This is a genomic window from Candidatus Binatota bacterium (genome assembly GCA_012960245.1).
Classification (GTDB): domain Bacteria; phylum Desulfobacterota; class Binatia; order UBA1149; family UBA1149; genus UBA1149.
In genome coordinates, this window is record DUBO01000036.1 from 23485 (window position 1) to 45645 (window position 22161).

A 22161-nucleotide genomic window follows, 5' to 3' on the forward strand; every position below is an offset into this window, starting at 1 on the left:
AAGCATGAGAGCCTACGAAACCATGATCGTTATTTCTACCCTGCTCGGTGACGAGGCCACAGCCTTGCGCGAGCGCTTTGTTTCGGTTGTCAAGGACAACGGAGGCACCGTCGATACGGAACTCGACTGGGGAGTGCGCAAGTTGGCCTACCCGATCCAGGACCAGACCGACGGCCGCTACCTGTTGCTCGAGTACCAGGCCGAACCGGCTGTGGTGGCTGAGTTGGAGCGCACCCTGCGTATTGCTGACGGCGTGCTGCGCTATATCAGCGTACAGCAGGATCACACAGGGCTGCCCAAGGAGAGACCGGCAGAACCCCCCCGCGACCGGGATTACAGGGACGATCGCCGAGGCCGTGATGACAGGCGAAGCCCCCGCGGCGGTGATTCCTCCCCTCGTGGAGGTGAGGCTACAGCTTCAACTGCTGCCGCCCCCGAAAAAAAGAAAGCAGGGGGTGAGGCCGCCAGCAATGCTCCAGCGGCGCAGGCCGACCCTGCTCCAGCGGCGCAGGCCGACCCTGCTCCAGCGGCGCAGGCCGACCCCGCTCCAGCGGCGCAGGCCGACCCTGCTCCAGCGGCCGATGGAGAAAACGTTGAAAGCGGCGATAAAGAAGTGAGAGGCGACTGAAATGTCAGACGAGAAAAAAGAAGAAGAAGCCAAAACAAGCCCTGCCGAAGGTTCCGCGCCGAAAGCCGCAGCGCCGAAAGCCGCAGCGCCGAAAGCCGCAGCGCCTGAAGCAGCAGCGCCTGAAGCAGCAGCTCCGCCCAAAGTAACTCAGTCTGAAAAAGCCTCGGCAGAATCTGCAAGCCCCGGAAGTGGGTCCTCGGGTGGAGATCGCTCGGGTGGAGATCGCTCGGGTGGAGATCGCTCGGGTGGAGACAGGCGCGGCGGTGACAGTCGTGGCGGTGACAGTCGTGGTGGCCCCCCTTCGCGTGGTGGACGTGCCAAGGGCAGGGGCGGAAGATTTCGAAGAGGACGGCGTCATTGTATTTTCTGCGCGGACAAGGAGCTGCAGATTGATTACAAGTTCGTCGACGTACTCGAAGAGTTTGTCAGCGAAAGAGGCAAGATAGTGCCCCGACGTAGTACGGGCACCTGTGCCAAGCACCAGCGACCATTGGCCCTGTCGATAAAGCGGGCGCGTAACGCGGCCCTGTTGTCGTACACCGGCTCGGGCCTTCAACAGCGTGGGGAGGGAGATCGCTAATGGAAGTAATCCTCAGAGAAGACGTGCCCCAGCTCGGGGTGATAGGCGACGTTGTCAAGGTAAAGGCAGGCTACGCCCGCAATTACTTGCTGCCTAAGGGTAAAGCCGTTACGGCGGACCGTCGCAGCCTGCGCAGCCTTGAGCACGAGAAGGCCCTCATCCAGCTCAAGAAAGAAAATGAGATGGGCGATGTCGACACCCGGCAGAAAGCTTTTGACGGTGTGGCGGTCGAAATCGAAGCCCGCGCTGCAAAGAGTGGCCACTTGTTCGGCTCGGTTACCGCTTCCGATGTGTCCCGGCTTCTCGAAGAGCGGGGCCTGGTCATAAACAAACACGATGTTCAGCTCGTCACCCCGATTAAGGAAGCAGGAACTCACGAGGTCCCGGTACACGTAGGCCATGGTGTCGTTGCAAACATCAAGGTCTCGGTGATTGCCATCGGCGGTGGCGAAGATGATGCAGGCGAGGAAGGCGCGGTGCCCGAAGAGGCGGTGGTCGATGAGCTTTCGGCCGCGACGGACGAAGTAGAAACAACATCTTCCGGGTCAGATGAGGATTCGGTAGATAGCGAATCGGTCGAAGAAGTAGCGGAGGGAGATTCTTCGGAATCCACCGACGCCGACGAGGAAGAGCCCCAGGCGTGATCAGCTGGGCGATTCGGCGTAGAGCTCGCGAAACGTACGCATCAGTTCGGCAAAAGTTGCCAGCAGGGCGGGGCCAAGAAACAGCCCTATGAAGCCGAAGGCTCTCAGGCCGCAGATGATTCCGAAAAACAGTAGCGGCGTTGACAACCGGGCCTGGCTGCTGATCAGGTACGGACGCAGGAGGTTGTCTACAGACGAGACGACCAGCAGGCCCCAGGCGATGAGTGCGCCGGCGGCGACGAGCTGACTAGACAGTGCTAGCGCCACTGCTGCTGGTACCCAAACCAGGGCTGCGCCACCCACCGGCAGGAAGGCGCAAAGGCAGGCCACCGCACCCAGCAGCAGGCTGAATGGTACACCGACTGCCCACAGGGCCAGTCCGACCAGCACTCCCTGGGCCAGGGCGGTCAGCGTAAGGCCCTGCACGACCGCGAGCACGGTTCGTTTGAAACTGTCAAAAATTCTATCGCGGTCAGCAGCCATCATCGGGATACTGCGGCGAAGCGATTCGACGGTCGTCTCGCCATCGCGAAAAAGGAAGAACAGCGTGAAGGTCATGATCCCGGTCGCTATGGCAAACTCAAAAACGTTGCGCGCGATGGCCGTGGCCCTCGTCGCCGCAAACTCGCTTACCCACTTAACCCCTGAAAGAGCGAAACCGGTCGCGTCGACGTTGCCCGAAGCCATGCGCTCACGGAGCCATTGCCAGATAGGCTCAATGAACCACGCTTCGCTAAGGCGGTTGAGTACGGTCAGGTTACCCTCGGCTGCATAACTAGAGAGCGTGCGATAGCCTTCAACTGCTTCCCGTGCCAAGGCCCCGGTGAGTAACAAGCCGGGGACTACCGCGACGGCAAAGACCAGTATCGTCATCAGTCCGGCAGCCAGATTGTCCCAACGCCTCAGGGCGCGCCGTAGCAACTTGAACAGGGGAAAGAAGACCATGGCCAGTACAACTGCCCACATGACCGGCTCGAGGTAAGGCAGCAGTATCGAAAGCAGGACGTAGCCCAGGCCGCCCAGCGCGAGAAAAAGGAACAGGGTTATGATCTGCTGCCGTTTCATCCTGCCTTCATGCTACAAGCGGAGCAGCCGGTGGGCAATAAAACTGCGTGCTTCAATTTGGCGGAGCCGCTGGCGGAGGTCTGCAACGGCGCCCGGAGGGGCCGGCCGGGGAGGGCTGGCCGCCGGGAACGGGTTGACTGCTTCGCGTGAGATTGGTAGTTGGGACAGTTGCGCTACCACTACAGAGGCACGTAGCTCAGTGGAAGAGCACCTCCCTGACACGGAGGGGGTCGGCGGTTCGATCCCGCCCGTGCCTACCAGTGTAGCTGCAAGAAGGTAGTTCAGAGAGTTGAGAAGGAGGACCGGGTAAGCGTAAAAATCAGTCGAGCGGGGTTAAAATGCCGAGGCTTCCCGCCGATAATGAGCGCACGAGACGGATAGAACAGCAGGTGCCTGATAATATCACCGTAACGGTGGGACGAGGGGAGCCCCTTACGATCGAAAAAGGATCGATGGCTCGCGAGGTCCTGCCGAGCCGAGTAGCAGAACGTGCTGTCTGTGTACTCGTGGAAGGGGTCGCGACCGATCTTTCGTCGCCGCTGCTCAATGACTGCTCGTTAGAGCCCGTCATGGCCGAGTCCGGTCCCGGTCTGGAAGTACTTCGACACAGCACCGCCCACCTCCTTGCCCACGCGGTGAAACGCCTTTATCCCTCTGCCCAGGTAACCATCGGCCCCGTCATCGAGGATGGGTTTTACTACGACTTTGCTTACCCCGCCGGTTTCGGACCCGAAGACCTCGAGAAGATAGAGGCAGAGATGTCCCGTATCATCGCCGAGGACCATCCAGTCTCACGCGAGGAACTGCATCAAGACAGCGCCCGGGCGCTCTTTGCCGATAAGGGGGAGGAGTACAAGGCCGAGATCATCGACGACCTCGACGAGCCCACTGTCAGCTTGTATCGTCAGGGTGATTTCGTAGATCTGTGTCGTGGCCCGCACGTCCCATCTACCGGCCAGCTGGGAGTCTTCAAGCTCACCCACGTGGCCGGCGCCTACTGGAGAGGTGACGAGAAGCGTCCGATGCTGCAGCGGATCTACGGGACCGCCTTCGCGAAAAAGAAAGAGCTGTCTTCTCACCTCGCCCGAATAGAAGAAGCCAGGAAACGCGACCATCGTAAGATTGGCAAGGATCTCGGCCTTTTCAGCTTTCACCCCGAAGCCCCGGCGTCACCGTTTTTTCACCCCGACGGAGCTGCCCTCTACAACCAGCTGGTGAGCTACATTCGCGGCCTGTACACCGAGTACGGGTACGAAGAGGTCATCACTCCGCAGATCCTGGACGTGGACCTGTGGCACCGTTCGGGTCACTACGACAACTACGTCGACAACATGTACTTCACGACCGTCGACGACAAGGAATTTGCGGTTAAGCCCATGAATTGCCCGACTCACTGCCTGATGTTCAGCGAGGGCAAAAAGTCATACAGGGATTTGCCGATCAGGATGGCGGATTTCGGCCGTCTGCACCGTTACGAACGCTCGGGTGTCGTACACGGCCTGGCCCGGGTGCGCTCCTTCTGCCAGGACGACGCCCATATCTTCTGTCGCCCTGAAGACATCGAATCTGAAATATCAGCTGTCCTGCATATGATAAACCGTACGCACAGGGCTTTTGGCTTCGAAGAATCAAAGGTCTATCTGTCCACGCGCCCGGCCAAGTCCATCGGGAGTGCCCAGATGTGGGAGCAGGCCGAGGCCACGCTCCGCGCTGTTCTCGAAAAGGAAGCACCAGGCTTCATCGAAAACCCCGGCGACGGGGCCTTCTACGGGCCCAAGATAGATTTTGCGGTAATCGACGCGATGAAGCGGGAGTGGCAGCTTAGTACCGTCCAGCTCGACTTTTCGATGCCTGAGCGTTTTTCGCTGGGCTACGTTGACAGCGATGGCGGCGAACGCTGTCCGGTGATGATTCATCGGGCTGTGCTTGGCTCGCTTGAGCGCTTCATGGCAATCCTGCTTGAGCACACCGGCGGCGCGCTGCCCTTGTGGCTCGCGCCCTGCCAGGTGCGCTTCGTGACAGTGACCGACCGCCAGAACGAATACGCAGCGGCGTCGGTAGAAAAGCTCAAGGCCGCGGGCATCAGGGCCCGGGCCGACCTTCGTAACGAGAAGCTTGGGTTTAAGATAAGGGAAGCCCAGAAACAGAAGGTGCCGGTGATTGCCGTGGTCGGAGATCGAGAGGTCGAAGACGGGACGGTTGCGCCCCGACTCCACGGAGACAGCCAGCTCGAAGCAATGAGTCTCGCGGATTTCAGCGCGTGGCTTATCGAACGTAATGACCCGGAACACGGAGGTGCGTCATAGCGAAAAACGAAGAAACAACAAGGATCAACAAGGCGATACGAGCGAGAGAATTGCGATTGATCGATAGCGACGGGGGCCAGCTCGGTATCGTCACTCTCGACAAGGCCAGGCGTGTGGCCGAGGAGAGAGGGCTCGATCTCGTAGAGGTGGCAGGCACCGCGGACCCGCCGGTCTGTCGGATAATGGATTTTCACAAGTATCGCTACGAGCAGAAGAAGCGAACCCAGGAGACCAAGAAGAAATCGGTGGCCTCGGCGATGAAAGAGGTAAAAATCCGGTCGCGAACCGAAGCCCACGACATCGAGTTCAAGAAGGGCCACATACTCAGGTTTCTCCAGAAGGGGCATCGGGTGAAGATTTCGGTGTTTTTCAAGGGGCGGGAGATAACGAGGCCGGATCTCGGGAGAAACACTTTGGATAAGATGCTTGAATCAATAGCGGAGCACGCAACCCCGGAGGGGGATCCGCGGATGGAGGGACGCCACATGTCGGTCGTGGTTGTTCCAGTCAAAAACTGAGGAGCGGTAGAGAAAAATGCCTAAGGTAAAAACAAGACGTGGTGCGGCGAAGCGCTTCCGGTTCACCGGTAGCGGCAAAATACGAAGGAACAAGGCGTATCTTCGTCACATACTTGCTCACAAATCAGCGACACAGAAACGCAACCTACGAAAAGCGGGAACTGTTTCGAGTGCGGATGAAAAATCGGTCAGGCGGCTGCTGCCCAACGGGTAGTGCCCCTGCGGCGTTCGGCCCCGACGGGCACGAAGCTGCAGACTACGGAGGAAAACAGGAATGTCGAGGGTAACAAAGGGAGTTAAGGGCAGGCGGCGGCGCAACCGCATACTTGCACGAACCAAGGGCTACACGGGCGGCCGCAAGCTGTACCGGCAGGGGCGCGAGACGGTCGAAAAAGGGTTGGTTTACGCGTACCGCGATCGCAAGGTCCGCAAGCGTGAATTCAGACGGCTGTGGATTATCCGCATCAACGCCGCGTGCAAGGAGCTGGGTTTGAGCTATTCACAGCTGATCCACGGGCTGAAGCTGGCCGGCGTTGAAGTTGATCGTAAATCGCTCGCCGAAATGGCGGTCAACGAGAAGGAGGCTTTCGCGGCCGTGGTGAGTGCTGCAAAGGCCGAGTCGGCGGTGTGACCGACGAGATCCCAGGCGGGCTGGAAGACAGCCTCCTGGCGCTGGAGCGTGACGCTTCGGGGCTCGTGGATAAGGCAGGTGATAAAGCGGAGCTCGAAACCGCTCGCGTTGCCCTGTTCGGCCGCCGCGGTTCAGTAACGGCCCTGGGTAAACAACTCGCCGGGCTTAGTGCCGATCAGAAGCGAGCAGCGGGTAAGCGCATCAACAGTCTTAGGTCTTCGTTGACGGAGCAACTGCAGAATCGCAGTGACTCGCTGGATGCGCAGGCCCAGGCCCGCGAACTCGAAGGACCCGCGCTTGACTACACTTTGCCCGCCTATGCTTCGGAGCCCGGGCATCCGCATCCTCTGGCGAGTTCGATGGAGGAAGTGCGTTCGATTCTGGAATCGATGGGTTTCGCCACAGCGGAGGGGCCCCAGGTCGAGGATGAGTACCATAATTTCGAAGCGCTGAATATTCCCGCTGATCATCCCGCCCGGGATATGCAGGATACTTTTTTTACCAAGGACGGCCACCTGCTGCGCACGCATACGTCGCCGGTTCAGATTCGCATCATGGAAAAATCGTCCCCCCCCGTTGCTGTCATAGCGCCGGGCGCGGTTTATCGTCAGGACGATGACATTACCCACTCGCCGATGTTTCACCAGGTCGAAGGCCTGCTCGTGGATAAGGGCGTACACTTTGGTCATCTGAAGGGCGTGCTCACCGAGTTCCTACGGGCGTTATTCGACGAAGACCTTGGCGTGCGTTTCCGTCCGAGTTATTTTCCCTTCACCGAACCGAGTGCCGAGGTCGATATTTCCTGTGTCATCTGCTCGGGGAGTGGGGCAGTGGACAACAGTCGATGCCGAGTGTGTTCGGGTACTGCCTGGGTTGAAATTCTCGGCGCGGGAATGGTGCACCCGGCGGTGTTCGAAGCGGTCGGCTACGACCCCGGAGTATTCAGTGGCTTTGCCTTCGGCGTGGGGATCGAGAGAGTAGCGATGCTTCGCTTCGGGATTGCGGACATCCGCCATTTTTACTCGCAGGACCTTCGGTTTCTTCAACAGTTCTGAGGACCATAGATGCTTATTCCCTATAGCTGGCTGGCCGAATACATTGGCAACCTGCCCGACGCTGCCCAACTTGCAGACAGCTTCACCATGGGCGGACTCGAGGTAGAAGGGCTTGCTGCACCGGCTCCCGGGCTGGCGGGACAGCTTGTTGTTGCGCGGATTGATTCTATCGAGCGGCATCCTGACGCCGACCGGCTCGTGGTCTGCCGGCTTGACGACGGAGACACTGGGCGTGAGGTCGTGTGCGGGGCCAGTAACATGCGGGCCGGTGACCTGGTGATACTGGCCCTGCCCGGTGCCCGCTTGCCGGGTGGCCTTAAGATTAAGAAATCCCGTATCAGGGGTAAGGAGTCTGCCGGCATGCTCTGCGCGGCAAACGAGCTTGGGCTCGCTGAGGCTGGCGACGGCATAATCGTGTTGGCTGCTGACACCGCCGTGGAAGGGGTGGTATCCCCGGGCGACGACGCTGCCGCGCTGCTCGGTCTCGATGACCCGGTGTTTGAGCTTTCGATTACCCCTAATCGCGGCGATTGCCTGAGCGTGAACGGTCTTGTTCGAGAGCTGGGCGTGCTCCTGGGAGTGCCTGTGGTGGGGCCGGGAACTAAGCTACGCCTACCTGAGGGATTCGACCCAACGGCCGATGTCCCTGTTGTCGTTGACCATGGCGATGCCTCTTTCTGTCCAGCCTACAGGGCCCTGCAGCTCGCCGACCTGACCGTTGGTCCTTCACCTGACTATATCAGGCAGCGCCTGGCCGCCTGCGGTTACAGGTCGGTCAACAACATTGTCGATATAACGAACTACGTGATGCTCGAATTGGGCCAGCCCATGCACGCTTTTGACCGAGATCTTCTCCATGGCTCAACAATCACTGTTGGAGAGATCACGACAGCCGAGGAGTTGGAAACACTCGATGGCAACACGAACCAGCTCGAAGCGGGTGACCTCGTAATTCGAGATGAGCGGGGAGTTGTAGCACTGGCGGGTGTCATGGGTGGGCAGCGCAGCGCGATCAGTGACGGCAGTACCCGGGTGCTGCTCGAGAGCGCATTGTTTGATCCCTCGCGCGTACGGCGCACCGCTCGACGCTTAGGCCTCGGGTCGGAATCGTCGTATCGCTTTGAACGCGGGGTCGATGCGGGGCAGGTCGAGGCCGCGCTCTTGCGGGCCGCCAGCCTGCTGGTCAAGCACGCAGGCGCCAGGGTAGAGGGAGGCATGGCAACTTCGGGCGAACTGCCGGCCGAGGGGCGCAGCATCGCTTTGAGCGTCGCTGGCGTCGCGAGCTTGCTGGGCCGAGACGTAGCCGCGGTTCGCTGTCGAGAAATCCTCAAGGCCATAGGGTGCACGGTCACGGGTAGGGGCGATAAACTCAAGGTCGATTCACCGGTCTATCGCAGCGACATAAGCCGAGACGTTGACCTCGTGGAGGAGATCGCACGGGTGGAGGGCTACGACCTCGTGCCGGCGTCCCTTCCTGTTATGGAGATGAACAGCCGGGGCTTCTCGACGCTGGCTGATTTTGAGGGCCGCTCGCGCACGGTGCTGCGCGCGATGGGGTTCACCGAATCGGTGGCGCTTGCGTTTGCCGGAAGTGAAGCGAACCAATCTTTCAGGGGCTTGTTTGGCCGTGAGGGTGCTGCGGTAGAGTTGTTGAACCCGCTGCGCGCGACCGAAACCGAGCTGCGGCGGAGCCTGTTACCGGGCTTGCTCGACGGCTGGCTGGTCAACCATCGAAACGGTTTCGACAGGATAGATCTTTTTTCTATCGGCCGCTGTTTTCAGCTCCTAGATGGGCAGCCGGAGGAATTAGATATCGTCGCGGGAATGCTTTCGGGGCCCCGCCGTGCACGCGGTCCGGGGGATGCGGGACCGCCCACATTGTGGGATGCTAAGGCTGCGGTTGTGGCCCTGGCAGACCTGGTCGGCTGCGCGGATGAAATAAGCTGGACGGCTGTCGAGGACGCGGCGGGTGCGTTGCATCCGAGGGCCAGTGCCAGGGCTTGGATTGGGGACAAGGCGTTGGGCGTCATCACGTCTCTGCATCCCGAACAAAAACGCCGTCGTGAAATAACCTCCGAAATTTGGCTTTTTGAGATTGACAGCCGTGTGCTGGTTGAGTATCGTCCCAGTGCGACAGGGGTTCTTCCGCTGGCTCGGTTTCCATCGTCGGCTCGGGACCTTTCCCTGCTGGTGCCGATGGATTTGCTTGCGGGAGAAGTCGTTCGTGCGGCCGGAGAGCTGGGCGAGCCCCTGCTCAACGGAGTGAGTGTGTTTGATGACTACAGAGGCAAGGGCGTGAAAGAAGGCTACAAGGCTTTGGCGTTTTCCTTTGAGTATCGCTCACCCGATCGGACGCTCACCGATGAAGAGGTTGCCGCCCTTCACTCGCGCGTCGTAGAAATGCTCCTGGCGATGCCAGGTGTTGAACTCAGGGCATGAATATTTTCGAAAGGGAGACCGTGCGCATATGACCATGACCAAGGCGGATATTATCGAACGCATTCATGAAAGGGTTGGGTTTTCAAAGAAAGAGGCATCCGAGGTTGTCGAGTCGGTGTTCGAGGTCATGAAGAATAGGCTTGAAGACGGTGATACCGTCAAGCTTTCGGGCTTCGGCAAGTTTGTCATCAACGATAAAGTCCCGCGCAAGGGACGCAATCCGCAATCGGGCGAAGAGATCGTGATCACCGGACGCCGCGTGCTGAGTTTCAAGCCGAGCCAGGTTCTCAAGAAAACAATCAATTCGGCTTGGCGGTGACCGTAGCGCGGGTGACTGGTGTCGACCGTGATCGATGACCAACAACCGGCAGACGGGATTCCCTCGGACAAACTCTATTTTCGAATCGGCGAAGTCGCGCGCATCGTCGGAGTCAAACCTTATGTTCTCCGCTATTGGGAGTCCGAGTTCTCAGGAGTCCGGCCAGGCAAGTCACGTTCCAACCAGAGGCTCTATCGACGCAAGGACGTAGAGAAGCTGCTCAAGATAAAGGACCTGTTGCACACGCGGCGCTACACGATGGAAGGTGCCCGGCAATACCTCAAGGTCCAGGAAGAACCCGGTGACGAAGAGTTACTGTCCCCGAGGCAACTCAAACGCTTGAGACAGGTGCGCGAGACTCTTGTTGATCTGAAGAAGAAGCTCGAATCTTGATCGCTGGTTTTTTCGGGGCCTGTTTTACCAACAGCAGCTGTTCTCGTAACCAGGCGTAGCCGAATCCCAGCTGATCACAGACATTCACGAACGAGAACGGCGAATCCGTGTCGGTGGACATGATCCAGAACTCGGCCTGTCGCTGCAGTATGTGGGGGTTTGCGCGGTCGTGCTGGGGGGCTGCAAGATAGCAGCGTACCCCGTCCATCAATACCGCTTCGAGCAGGGGAATCTCGGTGGCGGCGAATGAACGGGCCGCCGAACCGGGGTCTACGTCGCCGCAATGTCCCTCCAGGTTTTCGTTTATCGTCCCAGGTTTCTGTGTAGGCATGCGGTGTCAGCAGCAACGGCCGTGCCAGTCTTGAAACCCGCAGCGGGGGCCTCGTCGAGGCCCTGAGGCAGGCCCCGGGCGGCGGAATTTTGTTGATAAGCAGGCTGAATATTGCCACTCCCAGCCTGCTGCCGCCGCGCATGCCTTGCCTTGTGCTGTAATCCGGGCAAGAAAACAGGCCATGTTGTGTCAGCGTTGCATCAAGGCGACGCAAAAAAGGGGTGGCCTGTGTTGAAAATTATACTCTCTCTGTTCGTGGTCCTGCTGCTCCCGGAAACGGCGAGGGCTGAAATCAATTCCGGCGACACGGCGTGGATGCTCACGTCGTCGGCCCTTGTGCTGCTCATGACCCCCGGCCTCGCACTTTTTTACGGCGGCATGGTTCGATCGAAGAACGTGCTCTCTACCCTCATGCATAGTTTTTTTGCGATGGGTATTATGAGTATCCAGTGGGTAGTCATCGGTTACTCACTGTCGTTTGCCGAGGGCAATTCTTTCATCGGCGGTCTCGACTACGTGTTGCTCAACGGCGTTGATTCCAGCCCCGGGCCCTACGCCGACAATATCCCCCACAACGTTTTTATGATTTTCCAGATGATGTTTGCCATCATCACCCCCGCTCTTATCTCGGGTGCGTTCGCGGAGCGCATCAAGTTCAGTGGCTACGTTTTGTTCTCTCTTCTGTGGGCCACCCTGGTCTACGATCCTGTTTGCCATTGGGTCTGGGGTAGCGGTGGTTGGCTGGGCGGCCTCGGCGCGCTGGATTTTGCTGGTGGTACGGTGGTGCACATAAACTCGGGAGTGGCCGCGCTGGCCGTCGTGCTGGTGCTCGGACGCCGGGTGGGCTACCCGCAACAGGCGATGAAACCCCACAACCTCGGGTTGACGGTGCTTGGCGCCGGCATGCTCTGGTTTGGCTGGTTTGGTTTTAACGGGGGCAGCGCCCTTGCCGCCGACGGCTCAGCCGCCAACGCTTTCGTGGTAACCCATATCGCGGCCGCTGTTGCCGCGGTCACCTGGGCGCTGATCGAATCGATGCAGAAGGGCAAAGCCAGTGCGCTTGGTGTCGCCTCCGGCGCAGTGGCTGGCCTGGTTGCCATAACTCCAGCCTGCGGTTTCGTTGGCGTCGGCGGCGCGATTCTCATCGGTGTTGGGGCGGGCGGCCTCTGCTACGCCGCCATCATGGCGAAGTCTCGTTTTGGATACGACGATTCGCTCGACGTTCTCGGTGTTCACGGAATTGGCGGTGCCTGGGGTGCCCTGGCCACCGGCGTTTTTGCCGTGGCCGCGATAGGCGGGACAGCGGGCCTGCTGGAGAGCGGAAATCTCGGGCAGCTGGGCATACAGGCCACCAGCGTACTGGCCACGGCTGTGTACTCTTTCGTTGTTACTTTTCTCATAGCTCGTTTTGTTGATGCGACGGTGGGCTTGAGAGTGAATGAAGAACAGGAAATGACCGGCCTGGATCTGAGCGAACACGGGGAAGTCGGCTACCACTTTTCGGATTGATCATGGGTTGGCCTGCCCACGGGCTGGTTGCCTTGCTGACCGGGCGTGGGTATCTTTGCCGTTGTTGACGGGGCGTGGCGCAGCCTGGTAGCGCACTCGCTTGGGGTGTGAGAGGTCGCTGGTTCAAATCCAGTCGCCCCGACCATTGTCAGCCGGGGGTGCGATGGTCACCCCCGGTCTGGCAACCGGTGTATCGGAGCAAAACCCTGACGGGCGGTCATGATACTTGTCTGCAATGACGACGGCGTGCACGCGCCCGGCCTGGCTGCTCTGGCCGCTGCACTCGCTCCGCTCGACCGTGTCTTCGTGGTCGCTCCGGATCGAGAACAATCTGCGGCTGGCCACGCGATCACTCTTTCGCGCCCGCTAAGAGCCGAGCTGCTACGGGAAGGGTGGATGGCCGTGGACGGTACGCCTACCGATTGCGTCAACCTTGCGGTGAACGGGTTGCTCGACGAGCGTCCGTGGTTGGTTGTATCGGGCATAAACCGCGGCGCGAATCTTGGCGACGACATAACTTATTCGGGTACAGTTTCGGCTGCGATGGAGGCCGTGCTCCTGGGAATTCCAGCTATTGCTGTTTCCCAGGCGGGGAAATCGAACTTTGATTACGGCGCGGCAGCCTGCTTTACCGCAAATCTCTGCCGGGTGGTCAAGCATTCAGGCCTGCCGGATGATACACTGCTGAATGTGAACGTGCCTGAGAATCGCAAGCGTGAGGGCTTCGTTGTGACGCGGCAGGGCCGCCGCCGCTACGGTGACGCCATTGTTGAGAAGACGGATCCGCGTGGCCGAAAGTACTACTGGATCGGCGGCGACGACCTGGGGTTCGATGACGAACCCGGTACAGATCTCGCCGCGGTACATGCCGGGCTGGTTTCGGTGACACCCTTGCATCTCGACCTTACCAATCACGGCTCGCTCGGTTTTCTCGACGACATCCAGAAGACCTGGGCACCGGACTGATCGCAGCGACATCTCGCCAAAACGTTCCACCTGCAAATGCTTACCCAGCTCGCACTACTGGTTGCCATCACTTTTGTTCCCGCCCTGGAGCTGCGTGCGTCTATCCCTTATGGCTACCTCGAATCATCGATGCCCTTCGGTCTCGCGGTAGCTGTCTGCTTGCTTGCCAACGTGGCACTGGCGCCGGTAGTTTGGATTTTTCTGGATCGTGCGGTTCACCTGCTGCTGCGCTTTGACTGGATACGCGTGATCTACGAAAAAATGGTCGTCCGTACCCAGCGCAACGTGGAGCCTTGGGTCAACAAGTGGGGGGTGCTCGGGCTCGGCCTGTTCATCGGCATACCGTTGCCGGGGTCGGGAGTTTACTCGGGTGCGTTGGGCGCCTACCTGCTGGGGTTTCGATTCAGGGACTTCATGGCGGCTTCTGTAATAGGAGTGCTGATGGCCGGAGGCATTGTCAGCCTGGTCATGGTGTCGGGTAGCAGTGCTTTTGACCTGCTCCTGGCAAGGGGTGCGCGGTGAACAAGGCAAGAGTGCTGGCTCCCGTCGTCGCGACGCTCGTCGCTTCGTTGGCCATTGGGTGTTCGACCGGTGTTATTCACACGGTGCGAACCGGCGAGAACCTGTACCGCATCGGCAAGGCCTACGGGGTTCCGTACCTTCAGTTGGGTAAGGTTAATGGGCTGGACAAGCCTTTTACTCTGCAGCCGGGAGACAGGATTTTTGTGCCCGAGGCCTCTCGGGTTCTACCGGTCGGGGTTATCACGCCGCGTTCTATTCGCAGTTCTCCGCCAAGGACCGTGAGCCCGCGACCGGCGCGAAAAACGCCGGTCGCTCGAACGACAGTCAAGAAAAGTGGAGGAGCCCAGGCTGCCGCCAGGATTAAAGAACCGGCCCCGGCTGAAACGGCAGCTGTCAAGAAACCCTCGACTGCTTCGGGACTGTTCGGCTGGCCGACGGAAGGCAAACTGACTTCGAGTTTCGGACCCCGGGGGGCATCTCATCATGATGGGATCGATATTGCCGGTGAAGCTGGCAGCGCCGTGATTGCGGCGCGAGCCGGCAAGGTCATATTCAGCGACCAGCTGCCAGGCTACGGTTGGATGATAATACTGGAACACGACAGGGGCTTCAGTACGCTCTACGCTCACAACAGTAGCAACCGGGTAGCAGTGCGCGACCAGGTATCCCGAGGGCAGCGCATTGCCGACCTCGGTTCATCGGGCCGTACGGCCAAGCCGCACCTTCACTTTGAAATCCGTCGGCGAAATGTGGTACGGGACCCCATGTACTACCTTTCAGAATCCGGGCAGCAAAGATTAGCCGGTCGCAGTAACTGAAGTGGATCTCCGGGAACTCGTCCGCACGATACACGACTTTCCCAAACCTGGTATAGCGTACCGGGACATCACCCCGCTGCTTTCTGACGCGGCCGCTCTTCGCGCCGTGGTCGATAGCATCGCCGATCGCTTTCGCGGCGAGGTAGACACGGTCGTGGGTATCGAATCGAGGGGCTTTATCATCGGCGCGCCGGTGGCCTACGCCCTTGGGACGGGCCTGACCCTGGTTCGAAAGGCTGGCAAGTTGCCGTCGAAGATCGTGTCCGAGGACTACGAACTTGAGTACGGCAGCGATTCTCTGGAGATCCACAGCGATGCCCTGGCCACGGGGGTACGCACGCTCCTGGTCGACGATCTCCTTGCTACCGGGGGCACTGCCGCGGCGACTGGGAAGCTGGTAGAAGGACTCGGCGCAAAGGTGATCGCATGCGCCTTCGTCATAGAGCTCGAGGCGCTGGGGGGGCGCGCGCGGCTTGCCCCTCACTCCACTTTTTCCCTTATCCAGTACAGCGATTGATGGCGCTTGCGTTGATACACATTACAAAGCGCGATATGGCTGCGTTCAAGTAGTCATGAGCGATCCATTAACAGATCTCTACGAGCCCCTGCTCGAACTCATACGGCGGACGTCTACTGACCTGCCGCGGGATATCGACGAGGCCATGACCGCCGCCCGCGAAAAGGAAGAACCCGGTTCGGCAGGGGAGAACGTTTTTAATATTCTCCTGCAGAACATCGAGATGTCACGTGCCGGTACCAGTCCGCTTTGCCAGGACACCGGCATGATTTCTTTCTACGTCCAACACCCCTGCGGAATGTCGCAGTTGGCGTTCAAGCGGGTCGCCGAACGGGCGGTTGCAGCTGCTACCGCGGAGAACCGTTTGCGTCCCAATTCGGTCGATTCACTGAGCGGCGAGAGCGTGGCCGACAACCTTGGCGCGGGGATGCCGGTTTTTCACTTCGAAGAGTGGGAGAGCGACGAGATAGACGTTCACCTGCTGCTCAAGGGAGGTGGCTGCGAAAACGTTGGTGCTCAATTCTCGCTTCCCGACGTGGGGCTGGGTGCGGACAGGGATCTCGCGGGTGTAAAGAGATGCGTTCTTGAGGCCGTTCACCTCGCTCAGGGGCGCGGCTGCGCGCCGGGTATCCTCGGTGTCGGAATTGGCGGAGACCGCATGGGATCCTACGAGTTGGCCAAGGTGCAACTGCTGCGCTCGCTCACCGATACCAACCCGGACAGAGTGTTGGCTGATTTTGAAGAAGAAATGTTCGAGCGCTGCAACGAACTGGGCATCGGGCCCATGGGTTTCGGTGGCAAGACGACGTTACTTGGCATCAAGGCTGGTGTTCGTAACCGCATACCCGCCTCCTACTTCGTGTCAGTGGCTTATGCCTGCTGGGCCCACCGGCATCGTCGCCTGGTTGTTTCGAAGGGCAAGACGGAAATCATCTGAAGGGGAGGTGGACAATCATGATAAACCTCCAGGTACCCATTGATGAGAAAATGGTCAGGTCGCTGCGGGTCGGTGACCAGGTTTCGCTGTCCGGAGGCGTGATCACCGCCCGCGACCGCGCGCACAAGTACCTCGTTGAGGAGTTCGTTGAGGCTTCGCGGCCCAAAGAGGATGAACGCGAGAACCTACTCCGAATCGAGCAGCGATTGAAGGATGGGGTCATCTACCATTGTGGCCCCGTCGTTAAAGAGCACGCTGACGGACGTGTAGAATTTGTCTCGGCTGGCCCTACTACGAGCATCAGGGAAGAAGGTGTCGAGGCCGAGGTCATCGAGCGTTTTGGAGTAAGGGCAGTTATCGGCAAGGGCGGCATGGGTGCGAGAACGCTTTCGGCGCTCAAGGAGCACGGCGCTGTTTATCTCCACGCCATCGGTGGAGCGGCAACCTTTCTCGCTCGTAACGTGGAGCGGGTGGATGGGGTGGTCCATCGCGATTTCGGTGTCCCCGAGGCCATGTGGGAAATCGAGTTGAAAGACTTCGTTGCCGTGGTAACGATGGATTCGCACGGGGGGAGTCTCCACGACGAGGTTCGCGAGGCGTCGGCTTCGAACCTGTCGGGGGTGCTGGCTTCGATGGGGCAGGCGCCGGTCGATAAGCGGCAGCGTTAGCTCCCCAGCGCTCCGGGTAAGATGCACAGCTTCAAGGACATGATGAACGACGTGGTGAACTACGGGTCTTGCTGCGAGTGTGGAACCTGCGTCCTGGTCTGTCCACACAACATCATCGAATATATCGATGGCAAGCCCAAGCAGACGGCCAAGGCTTCTGCCGCCCACGACTTCTGCGGCATCAGCGAGGGCATCGGCTGTGATGTTTGCGCGCAGGTCTGCCCACGAATAGGGGACAGGGAGTTTCACCTGCACGACAGCGTGTTTGCTGAGCAGAAAGCTCAGACCTTTGACGGTGGTTTCGGTAAGTACCAGGAGATCTTCGTCGCTCGTGCGGTTGACCAGGCTGTGCTCGACATCGGCCAGGACGGTGGAGTGGTGACGACGATCCTGCTGCACTGCCTTGAGCAAGGGCTCATCGACGGGGCGGTCGTGTCGGCACCCGATCCCGAAAAACCCTGTTCGCCGAAACCCGTATGCGCTACGACGGCCGACGAGATACGCGACGCTGCCGGTTCCTGGTACACGTACTGTCCCAACGGCCTTGCGATGGAACAGGCGGCGGAAAAGGAATGCGAAAGCGTGGCCTTCGTTGGCGTCCCTTGCCAGGTGACTCCTCTTCGAAAAGCGGAGCTGTTTGATCCCGGCCTGCTTGTCAACGAGCGCAAGAAACCCAAGCATCTCGAGCGACAGGCGGCGAGTATCAAGGGGCCTGCCGACCGGGTAACGCTCAGTATCGGGTTGCTCTGTTCCGAGGTGTTCGATTTTGCAGGCTTGATGGAGGGCAAGATACAGGGCGAGCTTGGTATTCCCCTGTCGACGGTCCGCAAGTTCAATGTAAAGGGCAAGGTCCTGGTCTACCCCGAAGAGGGCGAGGTCGTCGAGATCGAGCTGAAGGATGCGCAGCAATATGCTCGCGAGGCCTGTGAACACTGCGGTGATTTCTCGGCGGAGCTCGCCGACATCTCCTGTGGCGGCGTGGGCGCCATGGACTGGACCATAACTGTTGTGCGAACTGACCGAGGCCGCGAAATCATGGACGGGGTCGTGGCGGCAGGTTTGGTTGAAAGGCGTCCGATTGAAGAGTTCGAGGGCTCGTTGAAAACTATGTTGCGGCTTGCTCGCCGTCAGCACCAACGAGTACCGGCGGAAATAGTTCTACCTGCGGCTGTTCATCCGCCCCATTTTTCTAAGCCTGGCTGAGGCTTAAGAGTGCACTGCCCCCCCGAGCGGGGGGCAATTACCCTTGACACTCGTGGGTCTACGGTTCTATTGTCACAGGGTTCACCCTCGACCTCAGGAACCCCATTTTTTCTGCGGTCACTTTACGGTGTCCCGTTTGTACCAGGAGGTACCATGAAAGATTTTCTCCGGCTTGTCGTATCCCGTCTCTCTGTGATGCTCTTCCTCGCGTTCCTGGGCCTTGCGGCCAGTGGCCAAGTGGCTGATGCGGCTTGCATAGGCGCCGGCGTTGTCGACGACATCAACGACTGCGTCGCCGTCAACAAGGGTAGCAAGGACTGCCTGCTTGGCTTTTCGATTGACGGTGACGGACTGGGTAATCCGCCCATCGACCCGAAAAAGGGTGTGCCGGCCACCAAGATAGACTGCGAGGATGGGGCGGCCTGCGACCGTGACGGGCACGTCAACGGGCGCTGCACCTTTCACGTGGGAATGTGTATCAACATGGGCAGCTGCTCGAGCTCACTCGGCACGCTGACCGTGAAGAAGCCATCGGCCAAGGACGCCAAGGACGCGATAAAAAAGGAGGCCGAATATTCACAACGCCTGCTGCTGGTGGACGGCATAGGCAGCATGCTTCCCGATACGGCTGAGGTCTGCACCGAGTCTGACCTGGAGTTCGTGGTGCACCTGAAAAGCAAGGGTGGCTTCTGCGCCAGTCCGTCGGGACAGAAATGCAGCAACGACCAGGACTGTGATGACTACTGCGTGCGGACTTACAAGAAAGGCAAGGGTAAAGTGAAGGCGCAGGTTGACGATGGCGGATCGGAAAAGGATGCCGACGCCCTCAAGTTCACCTGCTTGCCGGGGACGCCGGGATCGGCTGCGGGCGCCGAGGGCCTACAGGTTGCCGACGCGGCCGACCTCATTGGCGGACCGCTTGCCATGGGTCGCACTGGCGACTGGTTGTTGCGCAACAGCGATGTGAGGGTGGTGGTGCGCGATTCGGGACGCTTGCACTCGTTTATGTTGACCCAGGGTGGGCACATTATCGACGCGGACCTCGTCAGGGACGATCCCTCCGAAGACCGAGACAACTTTCAGGGCATGCAGGCACTGATCAACCTCGAGGCTACCCAGGCCACCACTGCAGTGTCTGTGCTCAACGACGGTACGGACGGGAACCCGGCTATAATTCGCACCACCGGGCCCGATGACCTTCTTGACGTGATCACCCCCCACCTCGCGATATTCCAGGCGGGCAACACGCTGACCGTGGGGCCGGAAACCATAGACACCGATTTGCCGCTGGCCCTGCAGACCGACTACATTCTGCGCGCCGACAGCAATTACGTTCAGATTGCCACCACAGTTGAGAACCTGGGAGCCACCGACCTGAGAATCCCAATGGGTGATTATCTGAACGGCGGTGGCGCACTTGAAATGTTTGCTCCCGGGCTCGGTTACGGGGAGGCCTTGCTGCGCCTCGGCGGCGACGGCGGGTCGGTCGCTCCCCAGGGCCTGGACTACATCGCCTACCAGGGCGCGGGTGTGGGCCTGGGCGTTACCTACGGGGTAGTTTTCCCACGATCGCTAGCGACCGTGGGGATCAACAAGTACAAGGACGGCACTTTTTATACCGGCGCTTTTATCCAGTCAGGAGTCGGCGCGTGGATTCACAGGCAGAACCTCGTCGGCTATCTCAATGGCCCCTACCTGACTAAGCCCGAAGCGCCGTTCGAGGTACTGGCCGGTGGTACCAACACCCTCAGGCGCTGGTTTGTCGTTGGCGAGACCGTGGCCGACGTGACAAGGGCCAGGGAAGAACTGTTCGGCAACGCGCTGGGTGCCATACAGGGAACAATTTCGGTAAACGGAGTACCGGTCGCTAACGCTCGCGTGGCCTTCACCAAGTTGCCTGGCAACAGATGCGGATTTGCGGCGCCCGGCCTCAACTGCGCCAACGTTTATTCTGCTACCCTGACCGACGAGAACGGTTTCTACCGGGCATACGTCGTGCCTGATAACTACGATGTGCAGGTACGCGTCGACGGCGTCCCCTACGAGGCTAGTGCCAGCGAACCGGCGGCCCATCCGGTTACGGTCAAAAAGAAGAAAACGGAGGTGGTCGACATCGACTTTCCCCAGTCTTCTGCGATACAGGTCAACGTGGTCGACCAGAACGGATCCCCGCTGGCGGCCAAGGTCAGCATCGTGGGGTTCGAGGCCAGCCCCGACCCACTTAACATGGACAGCGTAGCTGGGCTGATCGAGAACCCGGGCCGCTATTTTGGAGAGCCCTACGAGGACAAGGACGCAGACATCTACGGGATAGTAGACGTCCTTTTTGCCGGTATTACCGGCACCTTGCCCACGACTGCCCTTGAGCCGGGCAACTACCACGTGGTGGTTTCTCACGGTGGCGAATACGACGTGTATGATCAGGCCGTGACCCTGGTCGCCGGCGCCACTACTGTTGTAAACGCGACCGTGAACCGCGTGGTCGACACGACTGGTTTCGTTTCAATAGACACCCACGTGCACATGATCAACAGCGCCGACAGCGCCATGAGCCGGGAGAGGAGAATTCTCTCCATGTTGGCCGAGGGCGTGGATTTTTTCTCCAATACCGACCATGACTTCGTGCACGACCTCAGCGCCGAAGTTTCAAGTATGGGGGCTGACGCCCTGGTGAAAACGGCACCCGGCGACGAGGTGACGAGCTTCGTTTATGGTCACTTCAATACCTGGCCGCTGGTCGTCGACACGGGCTCGCCCATTGGCGGTGCTTTTGACTGGGGTAGGGCCGGCACCGTTCCGGGCGCGGGGTATCCTTCGGTAGGCAGTTACGACCTGTTGCCCTCGGAGATAATGGCCGGATTCAATCCCGCCACTCAGGTCATCCAGATCAATCACTTCAACAGCCTGGGGCTAGGTTATTTCAATAACCTGGGAATCGACACTGAAGCCGTGCCTCCAGTGAGTAGCTCGTTGGTGTACGTTTGTACGGCCGGCTGGCGAATGGGTTTGCCATGTGAGCCCGAGATCTGTCGCGGCGGTGCCAACGACGGTCTTGATTGCGTCGACAACACGGATTGTCCAGACGGTGTCTGTAACGAGCAGGGGTTAGGTCGCGATTGCCCAGCTGGCGGGGGTGTCTGCGCACCATCGCCCGACAACCTGTCCTCCTTCATTCGCCTGGATCCGGCGGTGGCCAACTTGTACGACGACGGTTACACGGCTCTCGAGGTCTGGATCGAAGGTGGACGTTCGCAGACCAATCTCATGCGACACGATAACATGGGCGACTGGGCGGGCCTCTTGAACCAGGGCGCTTTCAAGACCGGCATTGCCGATTCGGATACTCATCACGCGGCAGTTGTACCAGCCGGTTCACCTCGCACCTTTGTTGCGTCTTCCACCGACGATCCGGGTCTCATCAACCCTTCCGAGCTCGCTCTCAACGTGAACGCCGGTCGTGCCATGGGCTCGAATGGACTGTTCTTGCGGGTAGGCCTGGTAGGGGACGCGGCTGCTACAGCCGGGCACGGTCTGGCCGATTCGTTGACGGTACCTGCCACCGGCGGGAGCGGTTCGATCGAGGTCCACGTGGAAGCACCGACCTGGGCCGAGTTCGATACCATCGATGTATACATGAACACGGCTCCGGAATGTGAGACCGGGATCACCTTCATGGGTGTGGCCGACCGGCGTTGCGACGCGACACCGACAGCCACTTATAACGCTGGCGTCGATTTCACGATCAACACCACTGTTGGGGTGAGCGGTTCGGGTCAGCGGCTTGAGACTGACTTGAGCATTCCGGTTACCGTGAGCGAAGATACCTGGGTCATAATCGTTGCCAGGGCCACCGACGGAGTGTCGAAGCCCCTGTTTCCCGTGATCCCTGTGGACCTCCAGCACACGACCTTTGTGAACGCGACCCTCGGGCAGCTCACCGATTCGGCGAGTTCGCCGCCCTGGAACCTGGGTGAAGAGGGTGTGCTGGCCACCGCGTTCAGCAACCCGTTGTTCTTTGATTTTGAGAACGACAGTTTGTGCAACGGCGGCAGTAGCTGCCCCTGATTGTAAGGGTTTCTACCGGTCGATTTCGCTCGACCGTTCAGCTTGAT

At 59.6% G+C, this 22161-nt stretch carries 20 protein-coding genes, 2 tRNA genes and 1 pseudogene; 21 read left to right on the forward strand and 2 right to left on the reverse strand.

Going from position 1 to position 22161, the window contains the following annotated elements; all coding sequences use genetic code 11:
• The first annotated feature begins 4 nt into the window (after positions 1-4).
• The 3 genes from rpsF to EYQ35_05860 are packed head-to-tail and all read left to right on the forward strand — an operon-like array spanning position 5 to position 1852.
• Entirely contained in the window at positions 5-628 is a 624-nt protein-coding gene (gene rpsF, locus EYQ35_05850; protein HIF63658.1) for a 30S ribosomal protein S6, read from the forward strand.
• A 1-nt stretch (position 629) separates the two neighbouring features.
• The gene (rpsR, locus tag EYQ35_05855) at positions 630-1208 is read left to right on the forward strand and encodes a 30S ribosomal protein S18 (protein HIF63659.1); all 579 of its coding nucleotides are present in this window, start codon (positions 630-632) and stop codon (positions 1206-1208) included.
• Positions 1208-1852: a 50S ribosomal protein L9 gene (locus EYQ35_05860; GenBank protein HIF63660.1), complete on the forward strand. Its 645-nt coding sequence runs from the start codon at positions 1208-1210 to the stop codon at positions 1850-1852. The genes rpsR and EYQ35_05860 overlap by 1 nt, the downstream gene beginning before the upstream one ends.
• Here the strand turns inward: EYQ35_05860 and EYQ35_05865 are convergent, their stop codons facing one another.
• On the reverse strand, positions 1853-2917 hold the full coding sequence (locus EYQ35_05865) for an AI-2E family transporter (protein HIF63661.1): 1065 nt from the start codon (positions 2915-2917) through the stop codon (positions 1853-1855).
• A gap of 185 nt (positions 2918-3102) precedes the next feature.
• Here EYQ35_05865 and EYQ35_05870 point away from each other — a divergent pair.
• From EYQ35_05870 to EYQ35_05910, 9 genes are all read left to right on the forward strand, one after another.
• Positions 3103-3177 (forward strand) — tRNA-Val (locus EYQ35_05870).
• Positions 3178-3255: 78 nt separating this feature from the next.
• Positions 3256-5223 (forward strand): threonine--tRNA ligase, encoded by a 1968-nt coding sequence (gene thrS / locus EYQ35_05875; protein HIF63662.1) that lies wholly within the window; start codon positions 3256-3258, stop codon positions 5221-5223.
• Positions 5220-5741 (forward strand): translation initiation factor IF-3, encoded by a 522-nt coding sequence (locus tag EYQ35_05880; protein HIF63663.1) that lies wholly within the window; start codon positions 5220-5222, stop codon positions 5739-5741. Before thrS ends, EYQ35_05880 begins: the two co-directional genes overlap by 4 nt.
• Before the next feature lie 16 nt (positions 5742-5757).
• Positions 5758-5955, forward strand: a complete 198-nt coding sequence (gene rpmI / locus EYQ35_05885) for a 50S ribosomal protein L35 (GenBank protein ID HIF63664.1) — start codon at positions 5758-5760, stop codon at positions 5953-5955.
• Positions 5956-6015: 60 nt separating this feature from the next.
• Positions 6016-6372 (forward strand): 50S ribosomal protein L20, encoded by a 357-nt coding sequence (rplT, locus tag EYQ35_05890; GenBank protein HIF63665.1) that lies wholly within the window; start codon positions 6016-6018, stop codon positions 6370-6372.
• A gap of 8 nt (positions 6373-6380) precedes the next feature.
• Positions 6381-7427: a phenylalanine--tRNA ligase subunit alpha gene (gene pheS, locus EYQ35_05895; protein ID HIF63666.1), complete on the forward strand. Its 1047-nt coding sequence runs from the start codon at positions 6381-6383 to the stop codon at positions 7425-7427.
• Positions 7428-7436: 9 nt separating this feature from the next.
• Complete coding sequence (locus EYQ35_05900) at positions 7437-9866, forward strand: phenylalanine--tRNA ligase subunit beta (GenBank protein ID HIF63667.1); 2430 nt, start codon at positions 7437-7439, stop codon at positions 9864-9866.
• 34 nt (positions 9867-9900) lie between these two features.
• A complete protein-coding gene (locus tag EYQ35_05905; GenBank protein ID HIF63668.1) occupies positions 9901-10185 on the forward strand; it encodes an integration host factor subunit alpha in 285 nt (94 codons plus the stop codon).
• A gap of 57 nt (positions 10186-10242) precedes the next feature.
• A complete protein-coding gene (locus EYQ35_05910) occupies positions 10243-10578 on the forward strand; it encodes a MerR family transcriptional regulator (GenBank protein HIF63669.1) in 336 nt (111 codons plus the stop codon).
• On the opposite strand, the gene EYQ35_05915 is transcribed toward EYQ35_05910, so the two are convergent.
• Positions 10517-10909: a hypothetical protein gene (locus EYQ35_05915; protein HIF63670.1), complete on the reverse strand. Its 393-nt coding sequence runs from the start codon at positions 10907-10909 to the stop codon at positions 10517-10519. The genes EYQ35_05910 and EYQ35_05915 overlap by 62 nt on opposite strands.
• Positions 10910-11200: 291 nt before the next feature.
• Between EYQ35_05915 and EYQ35_05920 the strand changes: the two genes are divergently transcribed.
• The 9 genes and pseudogenes from EYQ35_05920 to EYQ35_05960 all read left to right on the forward strand — a co-directional run bounded on the left by EYQ35_05920 (position 11201) and on the right by EYQ35_05960 (position 22114).
• Positions 11201-12418, forward strand: coding sequence for an ammonium transporter (locus EYQ35_05920; GenBank protein ID HIF63671.1), 1218 nt, complete (start codon positions 11201-11203; stop codon positions 12416-12418).
• 68 nt (positions 12419-12486) lie between these two features.
• Positions 12487-12563 (forward strand) — tRNA-Pro (locus EYQ35_05925).
• Positions 12564-12637: 74 nt separating this feature from the next.
• A complete protein-coding gene (gene surE / locus EYQ35_05930; GenBank protein HIF63672.1) occupies positions 12638-13384 on the forward strand; it encodes a 5'/3'-nucleotidase SurE in 747 nt (248 codons plus the stop codon).
• Positions 13385-13420: 36 nt separating this feature from the next.
• A complete protein-coding gene (locus tag EYQ35_05935; protein HIF63673.1) occupies positions 13421-13906 on the forward strand; it encodes a hypothetical protein in 486 nt (161 codons plus the stop codon).
• Positions 13903-14724, forward strand: coding sequence for a M23 family metallopeptidase (locus EYQ35_05940; protein ID HIF63674.1), 822 nt, complete (start codon positions 13903-13905; stop codon positions 14722-14724). The genes EYQ35_05935 and EYQ35_05940 overlap by 4 nt, the downstream gene beginning before the upstream one ends.
• Position 14725: 1 nt before the next feature.
• The gene (locus tag EYQ35_05945) at positions 14726-15241 is read left to right on the forward strand and encodes an adenine phosphoribosyltransferase (protein HIF63675.1); all 516 of its coding nucleotides are present in this window, start codon (positions 14726-14728) and stop codon (positions 15239-15241) included.
• A 55-nt stretch (positions 15242-15296) separates the two neighbouring features.
• Positions 15297-16846, forward strand: a pseudogene (locus EYQ35_05950) (fumarate hydratase).
• Between the two features lie 21 nt (positions 16847-16867).
• Positions 16868-18049, forward strand: coding sequence for a hypothetical protein (locus EYQ35_05955; GenBank protein ID HIF63676.1), 1182 nt, complete (start codon positions 16868-16870; stop codon positions 18047-18049).
• 153 nt (positions 18050-18202) lie between these two features.
• Positions 18203-22114 carry a hypothetical protein gene (locus tag EYQ35_05960; protein HIF63677.1) on the forward strand — a complete coding sequence of 1304 codons (3912 nt, stop codon included), beginning with the start codon at positions 18203-18205 and terminating at the stop codon, positions 22112-22114.
• The last annotated feature ends 47 nt before the right edge of the window (positions 22115-22161 follow it).

Bases quoted from the DNA above. Each gene is read 5' to 3' on its own strand.
- EYQ35_05905 (HIF63668.1), top strand. From the start codon at position 9,901: ATGACCAAGGCGGATATTATCGAACGCATTCATGAAAGGGTTGGGTTT.
- EYQ35_05865 (HIF63661.1), bottom strand. From the start codon at position 2,917: ATGAAACGGCAGCAGATCATAACCCTGTTCCTTTTTCTCGCGCTGGGC.
- rpmI (HIF63664.1), top strand. From the start codon at position 5,758: ATGCCTAAGGTAAAAACAAGACGTGGTGCGGCGAAGCGCTTCCGGTTC.
- EYQ35_05935 (HIF63673.1), top strand. From the start codon at position 13,421: ATGCTTACCCAGCTCGCACTACTGGTTGCCATCACTTTTGTTCCCGCC.
- EYQ35_05955 (HIF63676.1), top strand. From the start codon at position 16,868: ATGCACAGCTTCAAGGACATGATGAACGACGTGGTGAACTACGGGTCT.
- rpsF (HIF63658.1), top strand. From the start codon at position 5: ATGAGAGCCTACGAAACCATGATCGTTATTTCTACCCTGCTCGGTGAC.
- EYQ35_05860 (HIF63660.1), top strand. From the start codon at position 1,208: ATGGAAGTAATCCTCAGAGAAGACGTGCCCCAGCTCGGGGTGATAGGC.
- rplT (HIF63665.1), top strand. From the start codon at position 6,016: ATGTCGAGGGTAACAAAGGGAGTTAAGGGCAGGCGGCGGCGCAACCGC.
- EYQ35_05900 (HIF63667.1), top strand. From the start codon at position 7,437: ATGCTTATTCCCTATAGCTGGCTGGCCGAATACATTGGCAACCTGCCC.
- rpsR (HIF63659.1), top strand. From the start codon at position 630: ATGTCAGACGAGAAAAAAGAAGAAGAAGCCAAAACAAGCCCTGCCGAA.
- thrS (HIF63662.1), top strand. From the start codon at position 3,256: ATGCCGAGGCTTCCCGCCGATAATGAGCGCACGAGACGGATAGAACAG.
- surE (HIF63672.1), top strand. From the start codon at position 12,638: ATGATACTTGTCTGCAATGACGACGGCGTGCACGCGCCCGGCCTGGCT.
- EYQ35_05960 (HIF63677.1), top strand. From the start codon at position 18,203: ATGAAAGATTTTCTCCGGCTTGTCGTATCCCGTCTCTCTGTGATGCTC.
- EYQ35_05915 (HIF63670.1), bottom strand. From the start codon at position 10,909: ATGCCTACACAGAAACCTGGGACGATAAACGAAAACCTGGAGGGACAT.